The sequence below is a fragment of the Alloiococcus sp. CFN-8 genome, assembly GCF_049943125.1.
Taxonomy (GTDB): Bacteria; Bacillota; Clostridia; order Clostridiales; family Clostridiaceae; genus JAEXZL01.
This window is the reverse complement of sequence record NZ_CP188040.1, coordinates 1,295,645-1,317,646: the sequence shown is the minus strand read 5'-3', so window position 1 is coordinate 1,317,646 and position 22,002 is coordinate 1,295,645. Positions and strand designations below refer to the sequence as shown.

Here is a 22,002-nt window from a genome sequence, read left to right as displayed (position 1 = left end):
TATGAATAACTGGGTTAAAGAAGTTATAGGTACAGATAGAGCGCTTATAGGACTTTGCCACTTTAAGGCCTTGCCTGGTGACCCTTTATATGATGCTGATGGAGGCATAGAAAAGGTTTATGAAGCAGCGAAGCTTGATATCATAGCTCTGCAGGAAGGTGGTATAGATGCTATACATTTTTCCAATGAATTCAGCGTGCCCTATCTCACAGAGGTGCCTTTCGAGACGATTTCTGCCATGGCTTTCTTGATAGGGGAGCTTAAAAGAGATTTAAGAGTTCCTTTTGGCTGTAATGTAATAAGCGATCCTAAGGCTAGTGTTGCCCTTGCTTCTACAACTGGCGCAGCATTTATAAGAGGTACCTTCACTGGAGCCTACTCAACAAATATGGGACTTGTTAGTGCTAAGGGTGGAGAGCTAGTAAGACTCAGGCACAACTTAGGGAGAGATGATTTAAAGCTGATTTATTATGTAGTACCAGAATCCGCTGGGGATATAGGGGGAAGAGATCCTGTGGAAGCCATGAAGGCAAGCTATTTCTTGGACAAGCCTGATGCCTTATGTGTTGCTGGTATTGTAGCAGGTAAAAAAAGCGATACAGAGCTCATGAGAAAGGTTAGACAAACCTTCCCAGAGGCCATAATATTTGCAAATACTGGGATAACTCCAGATACTATTGAAGAGATGTTTCAGGTAGCCAATGCTGGTTTTGTAGGTACTTACTTAAAGGTGGATGGTGTCTTTGAAAATCCTGTGGATGCAGAAAGAGTAAAAAGGCTTATGGATAAGGCTAGAAATATAAGAGAAAGAGAAGGGGTGGCTCTTTGAGAGCAGAGGAGATAGTTTATCCATCGATATATTCTGCAGATCAGCTTTTCTTATATGATGAGCTTAGGAGAGTAGAAAAAGCAGGGTATAAAATTCTTCATATAGATATACAGGATGGAGTTTTTTGTTCAAATCTTTCTTTTGGCATGAAGGTGGTTAAGGGGCTAAGAAAATATACCTCAATGCCCTTTCAGGTTCATCTTCAGGTCATGGATCCCATGAGCTATATATACCAGCTGAAGGATATTCCGAATATTTGTGAGATAATTTTTCATCCAAGTGTAGAAGCCTACCCTGGAAGAGTGATAAATACCATTAAGGATATGGGAATAGAGGCAGGCTTTGCATTGACTCCTACAGAGCCCTTAGAAGAGCTTCAATATTATAAAGGAAGGATTAAATCAATGCTTCTATGGACATCGGAAGCTGACAATCGAGGAGCAGCCTTTGACATAAATAGTCTTCAGAAAATTAAAAGGACAAGAAATCTCTTTGGTAAGGATCTGCTTATTTACACCGATGGAGGCATTAATTCACAAAATCTTTCCTTAGTCTTGGAAGCTGGTGCAGATGGGTTTGTAATGGGAAGAGAGATTTTTGACAGTGAGGATATATTGGTCAAAACAGAGGAATTAAATGAGATTTTCTTAAGAAAAAGTTATATAAAACCAATAAGAAGGGGATAATGTCTTATGAAAACAATGAAAGCAATAATGTATTACGGACCTGGAAAATTAACCGTAGAAGAAGCTCCAATGCCACAGGCAGGCCCAGGAGAAATAATTATAAAAAACATTAGTGCAACTACCTGTGGTACAGACTTAAAGCGTTATAAAAGAGGATATCGTAATGATAAACCAGGACAAGCTGATATATTCGGCCATGAATCTGCCGGTGTTGTTTATGAGGTAGGAGAAGGAGTAACAAAATTTAAGGTGGGAGATAGAGTTGTTTCTCATAATACTGCTCCTTGTAACCACTGCTACTGGTGCAAACAGGGTCAGCCAAGCCTTTGTGAAAACAAGGTAAGTGCTTCTGGCGCATGGGCAGAATACAGAAAAATTCCAGCAGCAATAGTTAGCCAGAATACCTTTATTATTCCACAGCATGTTTCCTATAGATTAGCTTCCATAGTAGAACCTCTTTCCTGTGCTGTTTATAACATAAATGAGAGTGGAGTAAAAATAATGGATGTTGTTGCTATTAATGGAGCTGGACCTTTAGGATTAATGCAGGTTAAGACAGCTAAGCTTCGTGGAGCCTATGTTATAGTGTGTGATGCTGTGCCATTCCGACTTGATTGTGCAAAGGCTTTAGGAGCAGATGTGTGCATAAACATAAATGATGTTGAAAGCCAGGTTGATGCAGTAAGAGAAGCAACTCCTTATGGAAGAGGAGCGGACATAGCAATAGATTGTACAGGTCTTCCACAGGTTTGGGAAATGAACATGGATATGGTTCGTAAAGGTGGAACTGTTATGGAATTCGGAGGCTGCAAGGGTGGAAGCACTGTTACCTTCAACTGCGATCGTCTCCATTATTCACAGATAACAATCAAAGGTGTATTCCATACAACTCCTCAGGTAGTAGCACAGTCCTTTGATATGATTTGTCGTGGAGAGATTCCAGAAGAAATATTCATTGGAAAGAGCTTCCCATTAGCTGAGGCAGAAGCTGCTTTACTTTCCCATGCTACAGGTGAGGTTGTTAAGAACGAAATACGCTGTGACCAATAATATTTAGTGTAGATAGTAATGAAAATATGCTTTGAGGACATAATGCCTTCAAAGCATATTTTTCTAAAATTTTTTATAGCAATGAGTAAGCAAGTGATTTTTAAAGATAATATTTTAAGGTGAATAAGTAATACGCTGGCTTTTAAAAGTTAATACTTTGGGGTGATTAAATGGACAAGCTTTTTGAGAAGGTTTATATAAATAAGCTAGAGCTAAAAAATAGAATTATCCGTTCCGCTACCAATGAACACTTGTCTGACTGTAAAGGCAATGTTACAGAGGAATTGATGAAAACCTATATTCAGTTGGCTAAAGGTGGAGTGGGATTATTAGTTACTGGCCATTATTCAGTAGATAGAGAAATTAGAGCAGATATAGGACAACCTGTATTAGACGATAAAATAGATAAAGCTAAGCTTATGGATATGATAGCAAGAGTACATGAAGAAAACTGCAGAATATTTATCCAGATAAGCCATCCAGGCTCAAAGGCAGCGGTTTATAAGACATCAAAGTATAGAAAAACTCCAGCCGAATATGGGGAAAAGGAAATATTAGATATTATCGACTTATATATAAAGGGTGCAGTAATAGCAAAAGACGTAGGCTTTGATGGTGTACAAGTTCATATGGCTCACGGTTATCTTTTATCCTCTTTTATTGATCCTATTCAAAATGCAAGAGGTGATAGCTTTGGTGGAACCACGGAGCAGAGGTTCGAAGCCTCCTCCAGAATTATTAAAGGTATAAAAGAAGGTTGTGGAGCAAGTTATCCTGTCATAGTAAAGATTAATTCCAATGCCAGTGACCCATTAAAGGATTATACAGATGAATTAAAAAAGGTAGTAGAGCTATGTATAGAATCAGGAGTAGATGCTATAGAAGTTAGCGGAAATGATTTTAATAATATGCCTGCTAAGCTGGATAGGCCCTATTATTTAGACAATATACTAAAGGCTAATATTGCTTTCACGGTTCCCGTAATATTAACTGGTGGCATAGATACTAGAGATAAAATGGAAATGGTGATTGATAAGGGTATTCCTCTAGTTGGTGTCAGCAGGTGTCTCATAAATAATCCAGGTTTTATCAATGAATTAAAGTCTGGTGAAATGGATAAAAGCTCCTGTAAAAGATGTAATAGGTGTTATACCAGCTGCAAGGAAAGCTACAAGCGCTGTATACTTCATGATAGGGAGATAGAGCATTTTAAAAAGCTGTATCGAAAATAGCATGCTTTCTTATAGTAGGATTTAAAAATACTATAGGCCATGATTTTCATAGCCTATAGTATTTTTATTTACGGTGAAAAATTTACAAATTATTATATAGCCCATTGATATACTGATAAGTACTAGGAGTATATTAAAATTTGCAATGAAATCTATCTTCATAAGTTTTTATTAATTCTGGTGCAAAATCTGGATGGGAGATATGTATCAATGCTCTGGCTCTATCCTTTAAGGTTTTCCCTTTTAAATGGGCTATGCCATATTCTGTGACTATATAGTCTATGTCATTTCTACAGGTAGTAACTGCTGCTCCTTCATCTAGGAAAGGAACTATCTTTGAAATAGTGCCATTGGCTGCAGTGGAAGGAATCGCAATAATAGATTTTCCTCCCTTGGCCATGGTAGCACCCCGTACAAAATCCACCTGGCCACCGGTTCCGCTGATTTGCTTCAGTCCAACACTTTCTGAGGCTACCTGTCCCATGAGGTCTACCTGTACACAGGAATTAATGGATACCATATTATCGTTTGTCATAATAATTACAGGATGATTAACGTAATCTACAGGGTATAGCTCTACATCAGGGTTATTATCTACAAAATCATAGAGTTTTTTAGTTCCCATCAAAAAGCTAGCTACAAATTTTCCAGCCTTTAAGGTCTTTTTACTGTTGTTGATGACTCCTGCCTTAACTAGTTCTACCACACCATCAGAGAACATTTCTGAGTGAATTCCAAGGTTCTTCTTATCCTTCAAAAATAACAGTACAGCATCGGGGATTGCACCAATTCCTAATTGAAGAGTATCACCGTCCTTTATTAGCTTGGCACAGTTTTCTCCAATGGCTTTTTCAATCTCTCCTATTTTATGAGGCCGAAGCTCTATTATAGGTGAATTATGCTCTACGAAGGCTGTTATCTCCGACACGTGGAGCTTGCAATCTCCATAAACCCTTGGCATTTGATTGTTCACCTGTGCAATTACTTTTTTAGCAGCTTTAGAAGCAGGAAGGGTGTAATCTACAGATACACCTAAGTTTACATAACCCTCCTGGTCAGGAGGTGTTACCTGAATTAAAGCAACATCAACAGGAAGGATACCGCTTTTAAATAATGAAGGGATTTCGTAAAAGAAGCAGGGGGTGAAGTCTCCTCTTCCAGCTTCTACAGCCTTTCTAGTGCCTGTCCCTACAAAAAGTGCATTATGGCGAAAATGTTTTTCCATTCCTTCAGCACAATAATCACACTTGCCCATGGCGACCATATGGACAATTTCTACATTCTCATATTGTTTTCTTTTTGATACCATTACATCTAGGAGGTAAGAAGGTTCTCCAACAGCATGTCCTACTACAACCCTTTCATTGGACTTAATCAAATCTAGAGCTTTATCTGCGGTGGTTAGCTTATCACTATATTCTACTTTCCAGCTCATTTTATTCCTCCATTTTATAGAAAGCTACAGTAAGAAAGAGAGATTAGCTTCTTTTACTATAGCTTTCTATTAGAATTTACTTAGAAAATCTTACTCTTTAATCTTTGCAATAGCTTTAGCTAGTTCTTTCTTCATAGCTAGGTTTCCTTGACGGGAAATCATTATTCTCTGAGCCTGTGGTGAGCCGGCCCCATGCATCGATTCAGTCCTATAGCCAACAGCGGCAGTTCCTAAGGATAGATTTTCTATTAATCTTAAGATTCTAAGCCTGTTTTCAGTGGAAACATTACTAACACCCTTGAGATACTTTTCAACATAAGGTCCTACCTTAGGATCCCTGAGGTCTGCCTCTGAAGGTGCAGTAACCATGAGTCCGCCAGCAATATCCTCCGCAAGCCTTACAATTTCATAAGGATAGCGGGTAACGTTTTGCTTACACACATTAGCAAGAAGGAGATCTACCATATAGTTACCTGATGCGGTGGCATTTCCTTGAGCTGAACATGCTATACCGCAGGCAAAGAGGGTTTCATTCAAGTGGGTCATCTCTATGAGCTTATCCTTAACATGAGAAGCCTTAGCACAGCCATTATAGTCTGCAGCAACAGCAGCTGCACCAATCAGTACATCTCCTACACCAACCTTACAGCCACCGTAGCTCTGTCTATGATAGCCTGCAAATCTCTCTACCAGCATTCCTGCAAACTCTGTTTCACCATTTAGGAATATTCTATCATTAGGAACAAATACATTATCAAAGATTGTAAGAGCCTCCACTCCTCCAAATTCACTGTTTCCTACATCCATCTCCGAGCCCTCAAGCTTACGTGTATCACAGGATTGACGGCCTATTATCATTATTATTCCTTCAGCGTCTAAAGGAATGGAAAAAGCAACGGCATAATCCTTATCCTCCGGACCCATGGCTATTGTAGGCATAACAATAACCTCATGAGAGTTGCAGATACCAGTTTGATGAGCCTTTGCTCCTCTTACTATGATGCCGTCTTCTCGTCTCTCTACAACATGGAGATACAGATCTGGGTCTGCCTGCTTGCTTGGGGCTAGGGATCTATCACCCTTAGGATCTGTCATGGCTCCGTCAACAGTTAAATCATTTTCTTGATAATACTTTAAGAGCCTTAAAAAGTTATCATGATAGCTAGTTCCGTATTTCTTGTCAATTTCATAGGTAGTGCTATATACAGCGTTAAAGGCATCCATTCCCACACAGCGCTGGAAGCAGGAAGCAGTTTTCTGTCCGCAGAGTCTCTGCATTTTAACCTTATTCATAAGATCTGTGGTGCTTTGATGGATATGAGAAAAACGATTTATTTTTTCACCGGTTAATGGAGAAATCACTGTCATAAGATCTTCATACTCAGGCATTTGAGCTAGGTCATAGGTAGCCTTAACGGAATTAAGGGAAGGTCTTAAAATGGGATTATCCACGGGGCTGGAGATTTTTTCTCCAAACATATAAATATTAAGATTTAAATTTCTTATGCTTTCTACATATTGTTCTCCGGTCATTAAAGCCATAGTTATTCATCCTCTCTATATTTTTTAATTTAGGCATAGCCTTTAAAATATCTATATAAAAGGTATAAGCAATCCTCATGCCAATAGAAGGAGCTACAATTAGGTATTTTCAAGGCTTGCTATCAAAACTCTTTGTTGCAAAAATAAAACATAGCCTGAGATTTGGCTGAGAGGAAATAGCCGAATAATCACAGACTATGTTTTTGTTGCAAAAACGGATAATTTTTTCATAAATGCAACAGTTATAGCTTTATTTCTTACTGTACTTTTGTCTTTTTCTCACAAAGGTAGAAGGGGTCATACCTAAACTAGCTGCAGCAGCCCTGACATTTTTATATTTGTTATAGGCACGATTTATATAATCCAGTTCTATCTTTTCAATTATACTATTCAAGTTGATAGCAGCATTATTAGCAACATTATCTGAGCTATTATCAACGCTATTTATGGTCAAAAGATTTGAGGTTATTATATCCCCGTTACTTATAAGGAGGGCTCTTTCTACGATGTTTTTCAGCTCTCGGATATTTCCTGGCCAGGTATAGCTCTCTAAGACCTCCAGAGCCTCCCGAGAAAAACTTCTATTAAGGCGATATTTTTTGTTGGCATTCTCCAAAAAAAGTTCAGCTAGAGGAAGTATATCTAAGGGTCGCTCTCTTAAAGGGGGGATGTTGATAGGAAAAACCATAAGCCTATAATAAAGATCGAGCCTGAAGGTTCTAGCTTCCGTCATCTCAAAGAGGTTACGGTTTGTAGCTGCAATTACTCGTACATTAATTTTTGTGGGTTTAGTACTGCCTATCCTTTCTATTTCCTGCTCCTGAAAAACTCTCAGAAGCTTTACCTGCATGTTAAGAGGCAGTTCCCCAATCTCATCTAGAAATATTGTGCCCTTGTCTGCTGCCTCAAAAAGTCCTATCTTACCTTCCTTATTAGCTCCTGTAAAAGCACCTTTTTCATAACCAAAAAACTCACTTTCCATGAGGGTTTCAGGTATGGCACCACAGTTGACCTTTATAAATGGAGCATTGCTTCTTAGGCTATTTTTATAGATGTACTCTGCAAAGACCTCCTTGCCTACGCCGGTTTCCCCTAATAAAACTACAGTAGTATCTACCTTGGACACTTTTAATGCCATGTTAAGGACATTCAGAGTTTTATAATCTACGGCAATTAGGTTTTTGTATATCTCATTATTGCTTCCTATAAGCCTTAAGGTTGCGCTTAGCTTTCTTGTTTCCTCTTCCTTATGGAGGATTTCCTCTCGGAGCTTATAGATTTCTGTTATATCTCGAACATTGGTCACCACCATTATAATTTCATTATTCTCATTAAAAACTGGTGAGCTACTTATCAGTGCCTTTTTACCGGTTTTAAATTCCTGAAATAGGGTAACAGAATTTTTTTCTTCTAGCACCCTTAGCGAGCCAGAGGTGGATATTGTATGGCTTGCCACTAAGTCTCGCATATTATGGTTTAATACCTCTTCTCTTTTTAGACCTGTAATAGTTTCGTAGGCCTTATTAACCTTAATGGTATTGGCATTTCCATCAGTTATGTAGATTCCGTCAAATGAGCTTTCTATGATAGCATCAAGCTGAGCATTTGCCTCCTGAAGATTTTCAAATATATTTAAATCGGTTCTATTCTGCATTGTATACACCACCAATAAACTGAAAATTCTATCTATCATAGTTAAATCGTAACATTGTTTTGTCGAAAAAACAATAATCCTGTAAGTGAATCAGCTGTCTCTATGGCACAAAAATTGCTTTAAGATATTTACTAAAATAGGAGGAGAGAATGGAATAATGAAATTAGAAAAAATTATCGAGAAAGAAATAAGGCCTATATTTAATAGCCATGGAGGAGATATACATATAATAGATATTAAGGAAGGGGTTTTAAGGATTAAAATGACCGGTAAATGCAGTGGTTGTCCTTCAGCTGCCCTGGAGACAGAGGAGATAATCAGGAAACAATTGGTTGGTAGGGTTTCAGAAATTAAGGATGTTATCCTCGTTAATGATGTTAATGAAGAGCTATTAAAATTTGCTTATAAAATATTAAATAAGGATGATAAAAATGTACATAGGAGTTAAGTTCTGTGGTGGCTGCAATGAGACCTTCAAAAGGGTTAAAGCATTAAATAAAATCAAGGATTAAAATAATTGCAGATACAAGTATGGCTGAGGTCTTTGATTTTAATATAGTAAAGGGTGCGTTATTTCCTTCTCCGTTAAGAACTTAGGGAAGGTATTAGCGGGAACCTCGGAAAATATGGCTCTTATAGGAGACTCCATCCATACCACATAGGCTGCGTCCTTAATTCCTGCTTCAGTTAGCACCTCAGGAGAGGCAATGAGACAGAGAGCAAAGGACCCTATTATGTATGCTAAAGCAACAAAAAGTGTTCCTAAAAATACTCCTTTAGGGAAGGTCTTTTTAGGGTTATCCACTTCAGATATGTAAGTACCTGCTACTTCGGCTCCTGCCACAGCAAAGAGAAGCCAGGAGAAGGTTGAGAAATATTCCACATCCAGCTTAGGTATTACTGAAGCACTTGTAAATTCCGTTGCTGAAGGAGTTCCCATAAAATAGCCTAAGACAGCAAATACGATAAAAATCACTGTAACACCTATGGTGAACTTTCCACCGAAGTCGCTAATTTTTGAAAATCTTTTAACTCCCTTAGTGGCAATGTTACCGAAACCAAAGGTTGGTACAAAGATTAACATTACTAGCGTCCATAAACCGAATTTTTTCGATGAAGACATAATTATACCTCCAATTTTATCATTTGTTTTTGTATTGTTTATATTGAGCTTTTATTAAAATCCTTTATTATTTCTTCAGCAGCCTCAGTAATAGTAGTATAGTTATTCACCACAGTGTTAGAAAAGGACTTGTATAGAGGTAATCTTATTTTATACATATCCTTTAGAGCTTCAGTACTTTTAGAAAGTGGACGACCGTCTCTTGAAAGGCTCTCGATAGGCCTTTGGATGAAATATATTTGTCCATTCTGTCTTAAAGGGTCTAGATTCTCTTTATTAAGAATCACCCCTCCACCGGTGGATATTATAGCTCCGCTTCTTTTTCCTGCGGAAGCTACCATGGCTTTTTCCACTTCTCTGAAATAAGCTTCTCCCTTTTCTTCAAAGATTTCGGGGATAGTCTTTCCCTCATGCTCCTCTACTAATAGATCTGTTTCAATAAGCTCCTTTCCTGTGGCCTTGGCTAGAGCAGCTCCAATTGTACTCTTACCAGAGCCAGGCATGCCTACTAGAACTATATTTTCCTTTTCCTTAGAAAGCTTTTTAATTATAGCTTCTACCTTATTATCGTTGATAATCTCACCGGTAAAAAGCTCGGAAGCTGTGCGAGCCTGGGCCACCAGCATTGGCAGTCCACCTGTGGCTTTTATTCCTAAGGACTCGGCCTGGAGAACGAGCTTTGTCTTAAGAGGATTATATATAACATCCACTACAGCCTTGCATTTTTTGAAGTAGGATAGATCTATAAGGCTCTCTCCGTTATTAGGATACATGCCTACAGGTGTGGTATTTATAATCACGGTACTATCATAGTAGTCTCCTAGCTTTTCATAGGTAATGGGACCTTTTCTAGAAACTATAGTTATTTTATCTGCCCCTAAATCTGCTGCTGCAGCCCTTGCGGTAAGGGAGGTGCCACCGTTTCCTAGAATAAGAACAGAGGCTCCCATAAGTTCAATCTTACTTCTCTTTAATAAATATATAAAACCATCATAATCGGTGTTATAGCCTGTAATAGCTCTGTTTTTATCGTATACTAGGGTGTTTACACTGCCTATCTTCTTTGCAGAAGGTGAAAGGCTGTTGCAGTATTTTATTACCTCCTGCTTATAAGGAATTGTTACATTGAAGCCTCCCATAGCTTCTTTCTTTAAGAGAGATGGAAGCTCCTCTTTATTAACCTCATAATAGTTATAAACATAGTCACTAAGCTCTCTGTGGATATTTTTAGAGAAGCTGTGGACAAGACTCTCACCTATAAGTCCATATTTCATAAGCATCCTTCCTTTATACTTCAGAATAGCTTCCTAGGAAAACAAAGAGTTCACTTTCCAGGGACAGCTCATTTAATAGCTGTACTACCTCATCTCTCAGCACAGAGGCTTCGAAATCAAAATAAAACATGAATTCAAAATCACTTCCTGGTATAGGACGGCTTTCAAGCTTTGTTAGATTTAGTCCTAAGGAAGAGAACTTTGATATCACAGAATAAAGAGCTCCAGCCTCATGAGGTACTGAAAGCATTAGGCTTATTCTATCTGCTCCAGGATATATCATAAGATCCTTAGCAATACATATGAATCTAGTATAATTATTATCACTGTTTTGAATCTCCTTAGATATTATTGAAAGACCATAGAGTGCTGCACAGTTATGAGAGGAGATGGCAGCTATGTCATTTCTATCAGAAGAGGCCACAAGCTTCGCTGCCATGGCTGTATTTTCACATACAGTTATTTTTATATCCGGTCTGTCCTTAAGGAATTTACTACATTGTCCTATAGCCTGCTCGTGAGAATATATTTCTTTTATATCGGAGAGCTTGGTGCCTGACTTGCCCATAAGACAGTGCTTTATATTTACCTTGATGCTTCTTACTATATGGAAGTTATAGTGACGCATCAGGTCATAGACCTCTTTAACAGAACCGTAGGAGCTGTTTTCTATTGGCAGTATACCAAAAGGGCAGAGACCTTTTTCTACGGCGTTGAATACTCCTTCAAAGCTTTTAAAATACATTATATTGGCTATGGAGAAGAGCTTATCACAAGCAAGCTGAGAATAGGCACCCTCTATTCCCTGGCAGGCGACTAGTCCCTTCAAAGGAAATAGCTTAGGAGCTTCCTCTAACCCACGGATGATTGAAGCCTTTAAGGAGCTGGTATTATGTATTAATGTATTTTGATAAGAACGGCTTACCTCAAAAAGTGTGGTGAAGAGCATTTTTGTATAGATCTCCAGCTCTTCAGGAGAAGCTTCGCAAACTCTTGAAATTATTTCTCTTTCCCGTGCCTTATTAAGGATAGGTAGCTTATGCTCTGCTTTATATTCTGCTACCTCCTTGGAAAGCTCCATTCTTTTTATAAATAATTTAACTAGCTCTTCATCTATAGTGTTGATTTTTTCTCTGATTTCTTTTAAGTCCATAGATGGGACCTCCTATCCTAAAAGCATATCTAACATTACCAGTGCAGCAGCAGCTTCAATACATGGCAGAGCCCTTGGCACTATGCAGGGGTCGTGTCTTCCATGAAGATTTAGTGGTATGGGGGTATTTTCGCTGATGCTCACGGATTTTTGCTCCTTGCCTATAGAAGGAGTAGGCTTTACTGCTGCCCTAAAAATTATAGGCATCCCCGTAGATATGCCACCTAATATTCCACCACTATTATTAGATTCTAAGGTGATTCTTTTATCTTTTATTATGTAGGGATCATTATTTTCAGAGCCTCTTTTTTCTGAGCCCTGAAAACCAGAGCCAAATTCTATGCCTTTTATTGCAGGGATTCCAAAGACCATTTGAGAGAGTCTATTTTCAATCCCATGAAACATTGGGTCTCCTAGGCCTATGGGAGCTCCTAATATACAGCATTCTATAACTCCACCAAGAGAGTCCATTTCCTTTTTTGCTTCAAATATAGCACTCTTCATTTCTTCTCCTTTTGCTTCGTCTATGACGGAAAAAGGTTTGTTGACTAAGCCTATAAGCTCTTCTTTGGTTATGTTAACTGGATCAAAGGGTGTATCCTTTACCCTTTCAATAGAGTAAATGTGGGCTCCTATAGTAATTCCCATTCTTTCAAGGATCTGAAGGCAGATGCCTCCAGCTATAGATAAGGGGGCTGTGAGCCGTCCGGAAAAATGACCTCCTCCTGCAGCATCATTATAACCCTTATATTTTACATAGCCTGTGTAGTCTGCATGCCCTGGGCGAGGTATATCTCTATTGTAGTCCTGGGAGCGGATATTGGTATTATTTATAATTGCACACAGAGGAGTGCCTGTAGTTTTGCCATTTAATAATCCTGAAAGAAAGATAGGCTTATCAGCTTCCTTTCTGGGAGTAGAGTAAGCTGCTCTCCCAGGAGCTCTTCGTTCTAAAAAGATCTGGAGTGATTCCATATCAATTATCTCACCGGGAGGAAGTCCGTCTATCACTACGCCTATGGAAGGGCCGTGGGATTCACCGAATATAGTAATTTTTATATTTTCACCTATTGTTGATGACATTTATTTTACCTCCTAAGGCTTTATAATCCTCAAAAAAGTCAGGATAGGATTTATTTATAGCCTGAGCATCCTTTATTATTACCTTATCCTTTGCTCTGATAGCGGCAATAGCAGCAGCCATGGCAATTCTGTGATCTCCAAAGCTTTCAGTTATACCCCCTTTAAGCCTATCTTTTCCTTTAATAATAAGACCATCAGGGAGCTCCTCTACAGTGCCGCCTAAAGCTTTAAGCATAGAGGAGGTAGTGGCTAATCTATCACTTTCCTTTAAGCGAAGCCTGGAAGCATTCTTTAAGTAGGTGGTTCCTTGAGAAAGGGATGCCACTACCGCTAATATAGGAAGAAGATCTGGGATTTCTGAAACATCTATTTCCTGACCTTTAAGAGAGGAGTGGTCAGCTCTTATAACACTTTCCTGCTGATATATCCTTGCTCCTCCTGAGGATAGGAGCTTTATTATTTCTTTATCTCTTTGAGTAGATTCTATGTCTAGCCCTTCAATAGCTACTGAGCCGCTTATTGCTCCTGCAGCTATGAAGAATGCCCCGTTGGACCAATCGCCCTCTACAGCTACCTTTCCTGGTGATGAGTATATCTGCCCTCCAGGGATTTTGTAGCCTGAGGGTATTTTTTCAATAGTTATTCTATAACGCTTTAATACCTCTAGGGTCATTTCTACATAGCCAATAGACTGAAGGTGAGAGGTTAGTATTATTTCACTGTCCTCCTTAAGTAGTGGTAGGGCAAAGAGCAGTCCAGAGATATATTGAGAGCTTATATTTCCTGGTATTTCATACACTCCACCCTTTAGACTTTCACTAAGGGTTAAGGGAAGCTTGGCACTGCTAAACTGCAGTCCCCCTTTTTCTAAGGCTGACATAAGCTCTTTTATTGGTCGATCTGGAAGTCTTCCTTTTCCTATAACCTGAGAACAGCTTCCTAGAGCTCCTGCAACAGGTAAAAGCAGTCTCAAGGTAGTTCCGCTTTCTCCACAATCAAGGAGACTTCCTTTCAAGATTTCCTTTATGGGCTTAACCTCTATCTTGCCAGGCTCTTTAGTGAAATTAGCTCCCAAGGCCTTAAGGCAGCGAAGGGTTGCTTCTATGTCCTCCGATAAATTATTGATTTCTATTTTAGTTTTATCCTGTGATAGGGCAGCGGCGATGAGTTCTCTATGGGCTGCAGATTTTGAGGCTATTGCCTTGATATTCCCTTGAAGAGGGCTAGGAGTTATTTCTATATCCATTATCGAGGCTCCCTTCCTAGTTCTATAAAATTCGTCAAGTGATCTACAGATATTTTATGTAGAATACATCTTCCTATCCTTTCAGGGACCACAAGGGTTATATTATCTCCCAAACGTTTTTTATCGGACAAAGCGGCCTCTGAAAGCTCTGTAGATGAGTAAGGAAGGTTAATTGGAAGCTTATATTTTTGAAGCACTTCCTCCAGGAGCCTTGAGCTTCCTTTTTCACAGATTCCACTGTTTTCTGAAGCTCTTGTCACCGCCGCCATTCCCATAGCTACAGCAAAGCCATGGGGGATTTTAAAGGAGCTGCATTTTTCAATGGCATGACCTATGGTGTGGCCAAAGTTCAAAAGCTGTCTTTGCCCCTTATCAAATTCATCCTCTGAAACTACCTGCCCTTTTAGGTATACACAGCGTTCAATTATTGGCTCTATGTTATTTAAATCTCCTTCTAAAGCATCCTCTTTGAATTTATTAAAGAGCTCATTATCTACTATGACTCCATATTTAATGGCTTCGGCAAGGCCTTCTGTGTAGACTTCCTCCGGTAGGGTTTTAAAGGTGTCACAGTCGCAGATCACAAGCCTTGGCTGATAAAAGGCACCCATAAGATTCTTTCCTGCCTTTAGGTTAACAGCAGTCTTTCCACCTACAGAGGAGTCCACTGCAGCTAAAATAGTAGTTGGAAGCTGCACATAGCTTATACCTCTTAAATAGGTGGCAGCTGCTAGTCCGGAGATATCTCCAGTGACTCCACCTCCTAAGGCAGCTATCATGTCCTTTCTGGTTATGTTGTTAATAGCCATAAATTCTAAGAGCTCTACAAGAGTAGAGGTGGTTTTCGATTTCTCTCCATGAGGAAAGGAAAAGGTTAAAGTGTCAAAGCCTTCCTTCTTAAGTGATTCCTCAAGAAGCCCACCATAAAGGGGAAGGGTATTATCATCTCCAATTATAACAGCTCTGCAGGGTTCAATTACTTCTTTAATTAATTTTCCGGAATCCTTTAAAAGCTCCCTTCCTATAATAACCTCATAGCTTGTTGAAGCATTTATTTTTATCTTTTTCATCCTAAAGCTCCTTTTCTACTCGTTCCTTGTAAACTCTTCCTTCCCTCAGGAGTTCCTTGAGAGACTTTACATCACTTTTCTTTAAGGCCTCGGAGTAAGGAAGAAGTCTTTCTATCAAACTATCTATTTCATCAATTAAAAAATCCTTATTTTCTATAAAAAGCTCACACCACATATCCTCATTAAGCTTAGCTACCCTAGTCATATCCTTAAAGCTTCCTGCGGAGAAGCCTTTATGTTTAAGGGCTGAAGGTGTCTTAACATAAGCTCCTGATAACACATGGGCTAGCTGGGAGGTATAGGCTATAAAGTGGTCATGCTCCTCTGGAGTGGAGATTTTAAGACTTCCAAAGCCTAAGGAGTAGAAGAAATCCTCTAAAAGCTCCAGCTCCTTCAGTGCAAGTTCTTCCTTAGGAGTAAGTATCATAGAAGCGCCATTAAATAGATTATCTCTAGAGCTGTTAAAGCCCCAGGATTCTGTCCCCGCCATGGGATGACCCCCTATGAACTTGAAGCCATTTTCCTCTGCTACTGTAAAAGCTTCGCTGCAGACATATCTTTTTATACCACAGCAATCTATAATTAAGGTATCTTTTTTAAAGCTTCTTGCATTATTTTTTATATAAGCTATGGTGGCCTTAGGGTACAAGGCTATGAAAATCATATCGCAGCAGGAAAGATTATTTTCTAATATACCATCTATAGCACCAGAATTTAATGCCTCCATTAACACTGCTTCTGAATGGTCATGGCCGTAGACTATGTGATTAGTATTTTTCTTTATTGCCCTGGCCATTGAACCGCCAATGAGACCAAGGCCTACAACTCCTACTACCATTTATTATTTCCCACAGCCGTAAGCACTGATGCTACGGAGGTGCTGACTTCACGAAAAGCCTCTGGAGTTAAGGATTGTGCCCCATCGCACAAAGCCTTTGAAGGATTATTATGTACCTCTATTATAAGCCCATCAGCACCGGCGGCGGTTGCGGCTAAGGACATAGACTTAACGTATTTAGAAATCCCTATAGCATGGCTTGGATCAGCTATTACAGGGAGATGAGTTATGGATTTAAGCACCGGTATTGCTGATATATCCATGGTGTTTCTTGTGTAAGTTTCAAAGGTTCTTATTCCTCTTTCACAGAGGATTACCTTATTATTTCCCCCAGCCATTATATATTCTGCACTCATCAACAGCTCCTCTATGGTACTGGATAGTCCTCTTTTTAGCAATATAGGCTTATCTATTTTTCCCATAGCCTTTAAAAGCTCAAAGTTTTGCATATTTCTAGCTCCTATCTGTATAACATCAACCTCACTAAAATAAGGCAGCTGCTCTAAAGACATGAGCTCAGAAACTATTGGTAAGCCGGTTCTCTCCTTAGCCTTTAAAAGGAGCTTGATACCTTCAGCTCCCATACCCTGAAAGGAGTAGGGAGAGGTTCTTGGCTTAAAGGCTCCGCCCCTCAGCAGCTTTGCTCCACTTTTCTTTACACTTTCAGCTACAGTACAAATCTGTTCCTCAGATTCTACAGAGCAGGGACCGGCGATAATTGCAAAGTGTCCTCCTCCTATTTTAACACCATTTATATCTATTACTGTATCCTCAGGGTGAAATTTTCTATTAGCATTTTTGTAAGGCTCTTGAACTCTTTTTACATCCTCCACTATATCCATAGCTTTAATAAGGTCCATGTCTACCTTAGAGGTATCCCCTACAAGACCTAAAATTGTAGTTAGGGCTCCTTTTGAAATATGAAGCTCAAGACCTAGGCCTTTAATCCACTCCATTAGATAGTTAAGCTGTGCTTCATTTGGGTTTGGTTTTAATAATATTATCATGTTACACCTCCGTAAAATTTATGGGTAAGATTGTTATATAAATAAAATAGCCCCACAGCGGAATTGCTGTGGGGCTAACAGTTTGTTAGCTTATACTAAAATCCTAAAAGGCTGTTATACCATGGACTTTCCCTTTACAGCAACGCCAAAAAACCTTATCAAAAAAGATAAAGCTAAAATAATAATATGCAGCTGTAAAGCTTGAGTTCTTCATAACTTTTTATTCCTTCCTAGAATTTATTTGAGTAAAGCATAACATAAATTCTGAATATTGTAAATATTAATCGTATGTGTGGGGAAGGATGTCGTATTGTGTAATGTGAATGGCACCATAGAAGTGAGAAAGTGTTCGCATATTAAATTTTTGTAAGGTGGAAAAATAAGCCTATAAATTAGGTATAATAGTAATAAATAGTATTGATGAGGGAGGGTGGATATGGATAGCTATGAAAAGAAAGCTTTGAAGGAGCTTAAGATATGGCAGAAGAATGTTCAGAGAAAGCCTGGGATAATGGGTGGACTATCTAAAGGAGCTCAAGATAAAATAAATAGCTTGATTCCTGAAACTGCCCATAAGGTGATAACGGAAGCTATTAAAAATATGGTTAAGGTAGTAGAGCTGGGATCACAATATACTAATAAGAAACCTGTTCATGGTAAATCTCTTCAGGAAAGGGAAGAAATATTAGAGGATAGAATTAGTTTTTATAAAAAGACTGGCGCTATAAGTGGGGCTGGTATTGGGGCTGGGGGTATACTACTTGGACTCGCAGACTTTCCAGTGCTTTTAAGCATAAAAATGAAATTTCTTTTTGAAGCAGCCTCCATTTATGGCTTTAATGTGGAGGACTATAGGGAAAGGCTTTATATTCTTTATATATTTCAGATAACCTTCTCCAGTGAGGAAAGAAGAAGAGAAATATATCCCATCATGGAAGACTGGGGAGAATATATAAGGACCCTTCCAGAGGATTCCGATTCCTTTGATTGGAGGGCTTTTCAGCAGGAGTATAGAGACTATATTGACCTAGCTAAGCTTCTTCAGTTGGTTCCAGGGATAGGAGCTGTGGTGGGGGCAGCAGCCAATTATAAGCTTTTAAATCAGCTGGGTTATTATGCTAAAAATGCTTATAGGATGAGAGTTTTTAAGAAAAATAGTGTATAGAAAAAGGATTTGATTTTATGCATGAAGTACAAGCAAAGGGCATTTTGTCTTCTTCTAATAGCATGAATACTTATAGAGGCTGTACCCATGGCTGTATATATTGTGATTCTCGGAGCAGATGCTATCACATAGATCATGAATTTGAGGATATAGAAGTGAAAATCAATGCTCCGGGGCTCTTAGAAGAGGCGCTAAGGCGTAAGCGTAAGAAATGTATCCTTGGGACAGGAAGTATGTGTGATCCTTATATGCCAGTAGAAAATCATTATAAAATTACCCGTCGCTGTCTTGAGCTAGCAGATAAGTATAGCTTTGGATTTACCTTAATTACTAAAAGTCCCCATTGTCTTAGAGATTTGGATTTATTTAAGAGAATTAATGAAAAAACAAAGTGTGTTGTGCAAATGACTCTCACTACCTATGATGATAAACTGTGTAAAATTATTGAGCCCAATGTAGCTTCTACCAGCGAGCGGGTTAAGGCTCTAAAAATTCTTAGAGATAATGGAATTCCTACGGTGGTCTGGTTTTGTCCATTTTTACCCTATATAAATGATACAGAGGAAAATATTAGAGGTCTTCTTTCTATATGTATAGAGGCTGGAGTGAAAGGGATTATAAATTTTGGTATAGGCTTTACCATGCGTGACGGCAGCAGGGAATATTTATATAAAAATCTTGATAAGAATTTTCCAGGACTCTCTGAAACTTATCGCCGTGAATTTGGAGGAAGCTATTCATGCTCCAGTAAAAATCACAATAAATTAATGAAGTTATTTTATGATACCTGTGAAAAGAATAATATCCTGTGTAATAACAATGAAATCTTTGATTATCTTCATAGATTTGAGGAGAAGAAAAAGGAAGAGCAGCTTTCTTTGTTTTGACGTTTAGAGGGTAGCTTTAGTTTTAATAAATAAGTATAGATAGACATCACATTGGTGATAGATATCTATGCTTATTTTTTTGTAAGCAAAGATATACGAAGTATATATAACTACTATTTAAGAAAATATGTTTTTTTATATTAATTTAATTGATATTTTGTACAGATTTATACTAGCGATACGATAATTACTCTAGGGGGGATTGAAGATGAAATTTAAAAGGACTTTGTCACTGGCTTTAGTATTAATAGCGTTGCTGCCTTTAGTTCCGTCTGAGGGAAGCCCGCTTACAAACGATCAGATTAGAAGAATTCAGGAGATTCAGGATTCAATAAATAGAAATCAGAAGTCACTAGAAGATAAGAATAAAGATTTAGAAACTCAAAGACAGGAGTTAAGGGACAAGCAATCTCAAGTTAATACCATTGATAATGAAATATCAGAGGTCCAGAGGAAGATAAATGATCTTGAGCAAAAAATCCAGGCTCTTAATAATGATATATCTATAATTATGGTTAGAATAGATGAAATAAACGTTGAAATAAGCAAGGTTGAAGCTGAGCTAAAAATTGCCATGGAAAAGTATAATGCTATTCTAATCTCCAATGAAAACAGGGTTAGAGAGCTTTATAAAAGCGGATATAAATCCAGTATAGTTCAGTTGGTATTTTCATCGGAAGATATAAATGATTTTTTTGATAACATATTAATATCTACTAAGATAGTAGCCTTTGACAAACGTATGCTTGATGTAGCTGATGAGGCTAAACGAGTGGTTGAGGCTAAAAGGGAAGAGGTTCAGAAATTAAAGGATGAAGTACTGGCAGAGCTTGAAATCTTAAACGGTAAAAAGAATGAATTAAATTCTGCTCAAGATGCTTTTGAGGATGCAAAGAATGAAGCGGAGGTTAGAAAAGCACAGGCTGAGGTTGAAAAGGATGCTGTTTATCAACAATTAAGCGATGCTGAAAAGGAATATAGGGTTCAGGAAGCTGTTAAAAAGAATGCTCAGAATGAGCTTATTACATATGAAAGAAGCCTTTTTGAAGGTATATATGGAACTGCTAAAAGCACTAGTAATAAAAACTCGTTAGAATCATCCATAAGTGCTTTAGAAGCGATAAAAAATCAGCTAACAACTCAGTCAGCGATAAATGAAATATCCGATGCCATTAAGAGCTCAAAGAACAGGTTATCCAGCTGGGGTACACCTCCTCCAGACAGCGGTAACTCTGGCGGTAGCTTGAGTGATAAGAGAAACCAGCTTATAGCCTTTGCTTATACTATGATAGGGACTCCTTATGTTTGGGGAGGAGAATCCTGGGCAGAAGGTGGATTTGATTGCTCAGGTTACGTGCAGTACGTCTATCGTCAATTTGGATATAGTGTTTCACGAACTACCTATACACAGATAAACGACGGTATTGAGGTATCTCGTGCAGATCTTCAGATAGGAGACCTGGTATTCCCTCATGATGGACATGTAGGAATGTATGTGGGTAACGGTCAGTTTATCCATGCTCCTCAAACCGGTGATCGTATAAAGGTAGCTCCTATACCTAAGTTTTGGAGAGCGAGAAGAATAATATATTAATACTGAAGAAAACTCCTTTATGGAGTTTTTTTATTTGCCATTGTATAAAGTACTTCTCCTAGGGAATTATATATATGAATCTGATTTTTTGTAGAGAGGTAATTACATATGGACTTTAGAGATAGGCCTATAATTATAATAAGTAAATGTCTTGGCTTTGAGCCCTGCAGGTATAATGGTCAGATGGTTAGATGTCCTTTTATAGAAAAGCTTGCCCCATATGTCCATATAGAGGTAGTGTGTCCTGAAGTAGGTATAGGTCTTCCCACCCCAAGAAAGCCAATAAGACTCGTTAATAGTCCTGAGGGAATTAGAGTATATGAGCCCTCAGCAAATAACGACTATACTTATAAAATGAGTGATTTCATAAAAGAATACATTAATAATATTACTTCTGTAGATGGCTTTATATTAAAAAGCAGGTCTCCTTCCTGTGGAGTTAAGGATGTCAGGATATATGAAGGGAAGGATAAATCTGCTTCTGCTAGAGCTGGGAAGGGTATTTTTGCCTCTGAGCTTTCAAAAAAGTATAAGGACATCCCTATAGAGGATGAAGGTAGGTTATCAAATCTCAGGATAAGAGAGCATTTTTTAACTAGACTGTTTACTCTACATTCCTTTAAAAAGGTCATGAAAGAGGAATCTCTTACAGAGCTTTTAAAGTTTCATCAAAAGAACAAATTTCTTATAAAAGCATATAATCAGGGAGAATATAGAAGCTTGGAAGCTATTATAAGGGTTGCTGTAAGCAATCATTCTCTCTTTGTAGAGGAAAGACTACGGAATCCTTTGTCAGAGCCTAAGGCCATAGAGGCAGCTGAGGAATATAAAAAAGTCGCTGAAATGTACTCTATTCATTTGAAGAAGGCCTTCAGTAGAATGCCTAGATATACTAATTATATAAATGTGTTTTTAGAAATATATAAGAGCTTTGAGAAGGATATATCTAAAGAAGAAAGGGAATTTATCTTAAAAACCATAGAAAAATTTAAGACTGGAAGACTCCCTTCTTTAGTTCCCTTAAATGTGCTGAGGGCATATGTTATTAAATTTAATAATAAGGCTATGATAAATCAGAGCATTTGGGAGCCCTATCCTGAAGAGCTTATGGATTTATCCGATAGCGGAAAGTAA

20 protein-coding genes are annotated in these 22,002 nt (G+C 38.3%); 9 read left to right on the top strand and 11 right to left on the bottom strand.

Translation table 11 applies throughout. The annotated features are described in order from the left end of the window. Position 1: 1 nt before the first annotated feature. The 4 genes from ACPWSR_RS05800 (at position 2) to ACPWSR_RS05785 (ending at position 3,797) form a co-directional block, all read left to right on the top strand. On the top strand, positions 2–829 hold the full coding sequence (locus tag ACPWSR_RS05800) for a BtpA/SgcQ family protein (RefSeq protein ID WP_426350753.1): 828 nt from the start codon (positions 2–4) through the stop codon (positions 827–829). Next, positions 826–1,515 (top strand): ribulose-phosphate 3-epimerase, encoded by a 690-nt coding sequence (locus tag ACPWSR_RS05795; RefSeq protein WP_426350752.1) that lies wholly within the window; start codon positions 826–828, stop codon positions 1,513–1,515. Before ACPWSR_RS05800 ends, ACPWSR_RS05795 begins: the two co-directional genes overlap by 4 nt. Before the next feature lie 6 nt (positions 1,516–1,521). After that, positions 1,522–2,565: a zinc-dependent alcohol dehydrogenase gene (locus tag ACPWSR_RS05790; RefSeq protein ID WP_426350751.1), complete on the top strand. Its 1,044-nt coding sequence runs from the start codon at positions 1,522–1,524 to the stop codon at positions 2,563–2,565. Between the two features lie 170 nt (positions 2,566–2,735). Continuing rightward, the gene (locus tag ACPWSR_RS05785; protein ID WP_426350750.1) at positions 2,736–3,797 is read left to right on the top strand and encodes an NADH:flavin oxidoreductase; all 1,062 of its coding nucleotides are present in this window, start codon (positions 2,736–2,738) and stop codon (positions 3,795–3,797) included. Between the two features lie 133 nt (positions 3,798–3,930). On the opposite strand, the gene ACPWSR_RS05780 is transcribed toward ACPWSR_RS05785, so the two are convergent. The 3 genes from ACPWSR_RS05780 to ACPWSR_RS05770 form a co-directional block, all read right to left on the bottom strand. Beyond that, positions 3,931–5,232 carry an acetyl-CoA hydrolase/transferase family protein gene (locus ACPWSR_RS05780; protein WP_426350749.1) on the bottom strand — a complete coding sequence of 434 codons (1,302 nt, stop codon included), beginning with the start codon at positions 5,230–5,232 and terminating at the stop codon, positions 3,931–3,933. A gap of 90 nt (positions 5,233–5,322) precedes the next feature. Then, positions 5,323–6,774: a 4-hydroxyphenylacetate 3-hydroxylase family protein gene (locus ACPWSR_RS05775; RefSeq protein WP_426350748.1), complete on the bottom strand. Its 1,452-nt coding sequence runs from the start codon at positions 6,772–6,774 to the stop codon at positions 5,323–5,325. 250 nt (positions 6,775–7,024) lie between these two features. Continuing rightward, positions 7,025–8,428 carry a sigma-54 interaction domain-containing protein gene (locus ACPWSR_RS05770; protein WP_426350747.1) on the bottom strand — a complete coding sequence of 468 codons (1,404 nt, stop codon included), beginning with the start codon at positions 8,426–8,428 and terminating at the stop codon, positions 7,025–7,027. A 157-nt stretch (positions 8,429–8,585) separates the two neighbouring features. Here ACPWSR_RS05770 and ACPWSR_RS05765 point away from each other — a divergent pair, with 157 nt between their 5' ends. Then, the gene (locus tag ACPWSR_RS05765) at positions 8,586–8,876 is read left to right on the top strand and encodes a NifU family protein (protein ID WP_426350746.1); all 291 of its coding nucleotides are present in this window, start codon (positions 8,586–8,588) and stop codon (positions 8,874–8,876) included. A gap of 102 nt (positions 8,877–8,978) precedes the next feature. Here ACPWSR_RS05765 and ACPWSR_RS05760 read toward each other — a convergent pair whose 3' ends face one another. Genes ACPWSR_RS05760 through aroF form a run of 8 tightly spaced genes read right to left on the bottom strand, consistent with a single transcriptional unit; the run spans position 8,979 to position 17,222 of the window. Then, entirely contained in the window at positions 8,979–9,551 is a 573-nt protein-coding gene (locus tag ACPWSR_RS05760) for an amino acid permease (RefSeq protein ID WP_426350745.1), read from the bottom strand. 38 nt (positions 9,552–9,589) lie between these two features. Beyond that, positions 9,590–10,825: a shikimate kinase gene (locus ACPWSR_RS05755; RefSeq protein WP_426350744.1), complete on the bottom strand. Its 1,236-nt coding sequence runs from the start codon at positions 10,823–10,825 to the stop codon at positions 9,590–9,592. Between the two features lie 13 nt (positions 10,826–10,838). Beyond that, positions 10,839–11,978: a bifunctional chorismate mutase/prephenate dehydratase gene (locus ACPWSR_RS05750; RefSeq protein WP_426350743.1), complete on the bottom strand. Its 1,140-nt coding sequence runs from the start codon at positions 11,976–11,978 to the stop codon at positions 10,839–10,841. A 12-nt stretch (positions 11,979–11,990) separates the two neighbouring features. Next, positions 11,991–13,061 carry a chorismate synthase gene (gene aroC / locus ACPWSR_RS05745; protein ID WP_426350742.1) on the bottom strand — a complete coding sequence of 357 codons (1,071 nt, stop codon included), beginning with the start codon at positions 13,059–13,061 and terminating at the stop codon, positions 11,991–11,993. Beyond that, positions 13,042–14,307, bottom strand: coding sequence for a 3-phosphoshikimate 1-carboxyvinyltransferase (aroA, locus tag ACPWSR_RS05740; protein WP_426350741.1), 1,266 nt, complete (start codon positions 14,305–14,307; stop codon positions 13,042–13,044). The genes aroC and aroA overlap by 20 nt, the downstream gene beginning before the upstream one ends. Then, complete coding sequence (gene aroB, locus ACPWSR_RS05735) at positions 14,307–15,377, bottom strand: 3-dehydroquinate synthase (RefSeq protein WP_426350740.1); 1,071 nt, start codon at positions 15,375–15,377, stop codon at positions 14,307–14,309. Before aroB ends, aroA begins: the two co-directional genes overlap by 1 nt. A 1-nt stretch (position 15,378) precedes the next feature. Continuing rightward, a complete protein-coding gene (locus ACPWSR_RS05730) occupies positions 15,379–16,215 on the bottom strand; it encodes a prephenate dehydrogenase (RefSeq protein WP_426350739.1) in 837 nt (278 codons plus the stop codon). Beyond that, positions 16,209–17,222, bottom strand: a complete 1,014-nt coding sequence (gene aroF / locus ACPWSR_RS05725) for a 3-deoxy-7-phosphoheptulonate synthase (RefSeq protein ID WP_426350738.1) — start codon at positions 17,220–17,222, stop codon at positions 16,209–16,211. Before aroF ends, ACPWSR_RS05730 begins: the two co-directional genes overlap by 7 nt. Positions 17,223–17,658: 436 nt before the next feature. Between aroF and ACPWSR_RS05720 the strand changes: the two genes are divergently transcribed. The 4 genes from ACPWSR_RS05720 (at position 17,659) to ACPWSR_RS05705 (ending at position 22,002) form a co-directional block, all read left to right on the top strand. Beyond that, positions 17,659–18,387: an EcsC family protein gene (locus ACPWSR_RS05720; protein ID WP_426350737.1), complete on the top strand. Its 729-nt coding sequence runs from the start codon at positions 17,659–17,661 to the stop codon at positions 18,385–18,387. Positions 18,388–18,404: 17 nt separating this feature from the next. After that, on the top strand, positions 18,405–19,274 hold the full coding sequence (locus ACPWSR_RS05715) for an SPL family radical SAM protein (RefSeq protein WP_426350736.1): 870 nt from the start codon (positions 18,405–18,407) through the stop codon (positions 19,272–19,274). A 208-nt stretch (positions 19,275–19,482) separates the two neighbouring features. Then, a complete protein-coding gene (locus tag ACPWSR_RS05710; protein WP_426350735.1) occupies positions 19,483–20,868 on the top strand; it encodes an NlpC/P60 family protein in 1,386 nt (461 codons plus the stop codon). Positions 20,869–20,976: 108 nt separating this feature from the next. Continuing rightward, positions 20,977–22,002 carry a YbgA family protein gene (locus ACPWSR_RS05705; protein WP_426350734.1) on the top strand — a complete coding sequence of 342 codons (1,026 nt, stop codon included), beginning with the start codon at positions 20,977–20,979 and terminating at the stop codon, positions 22,000–22,002.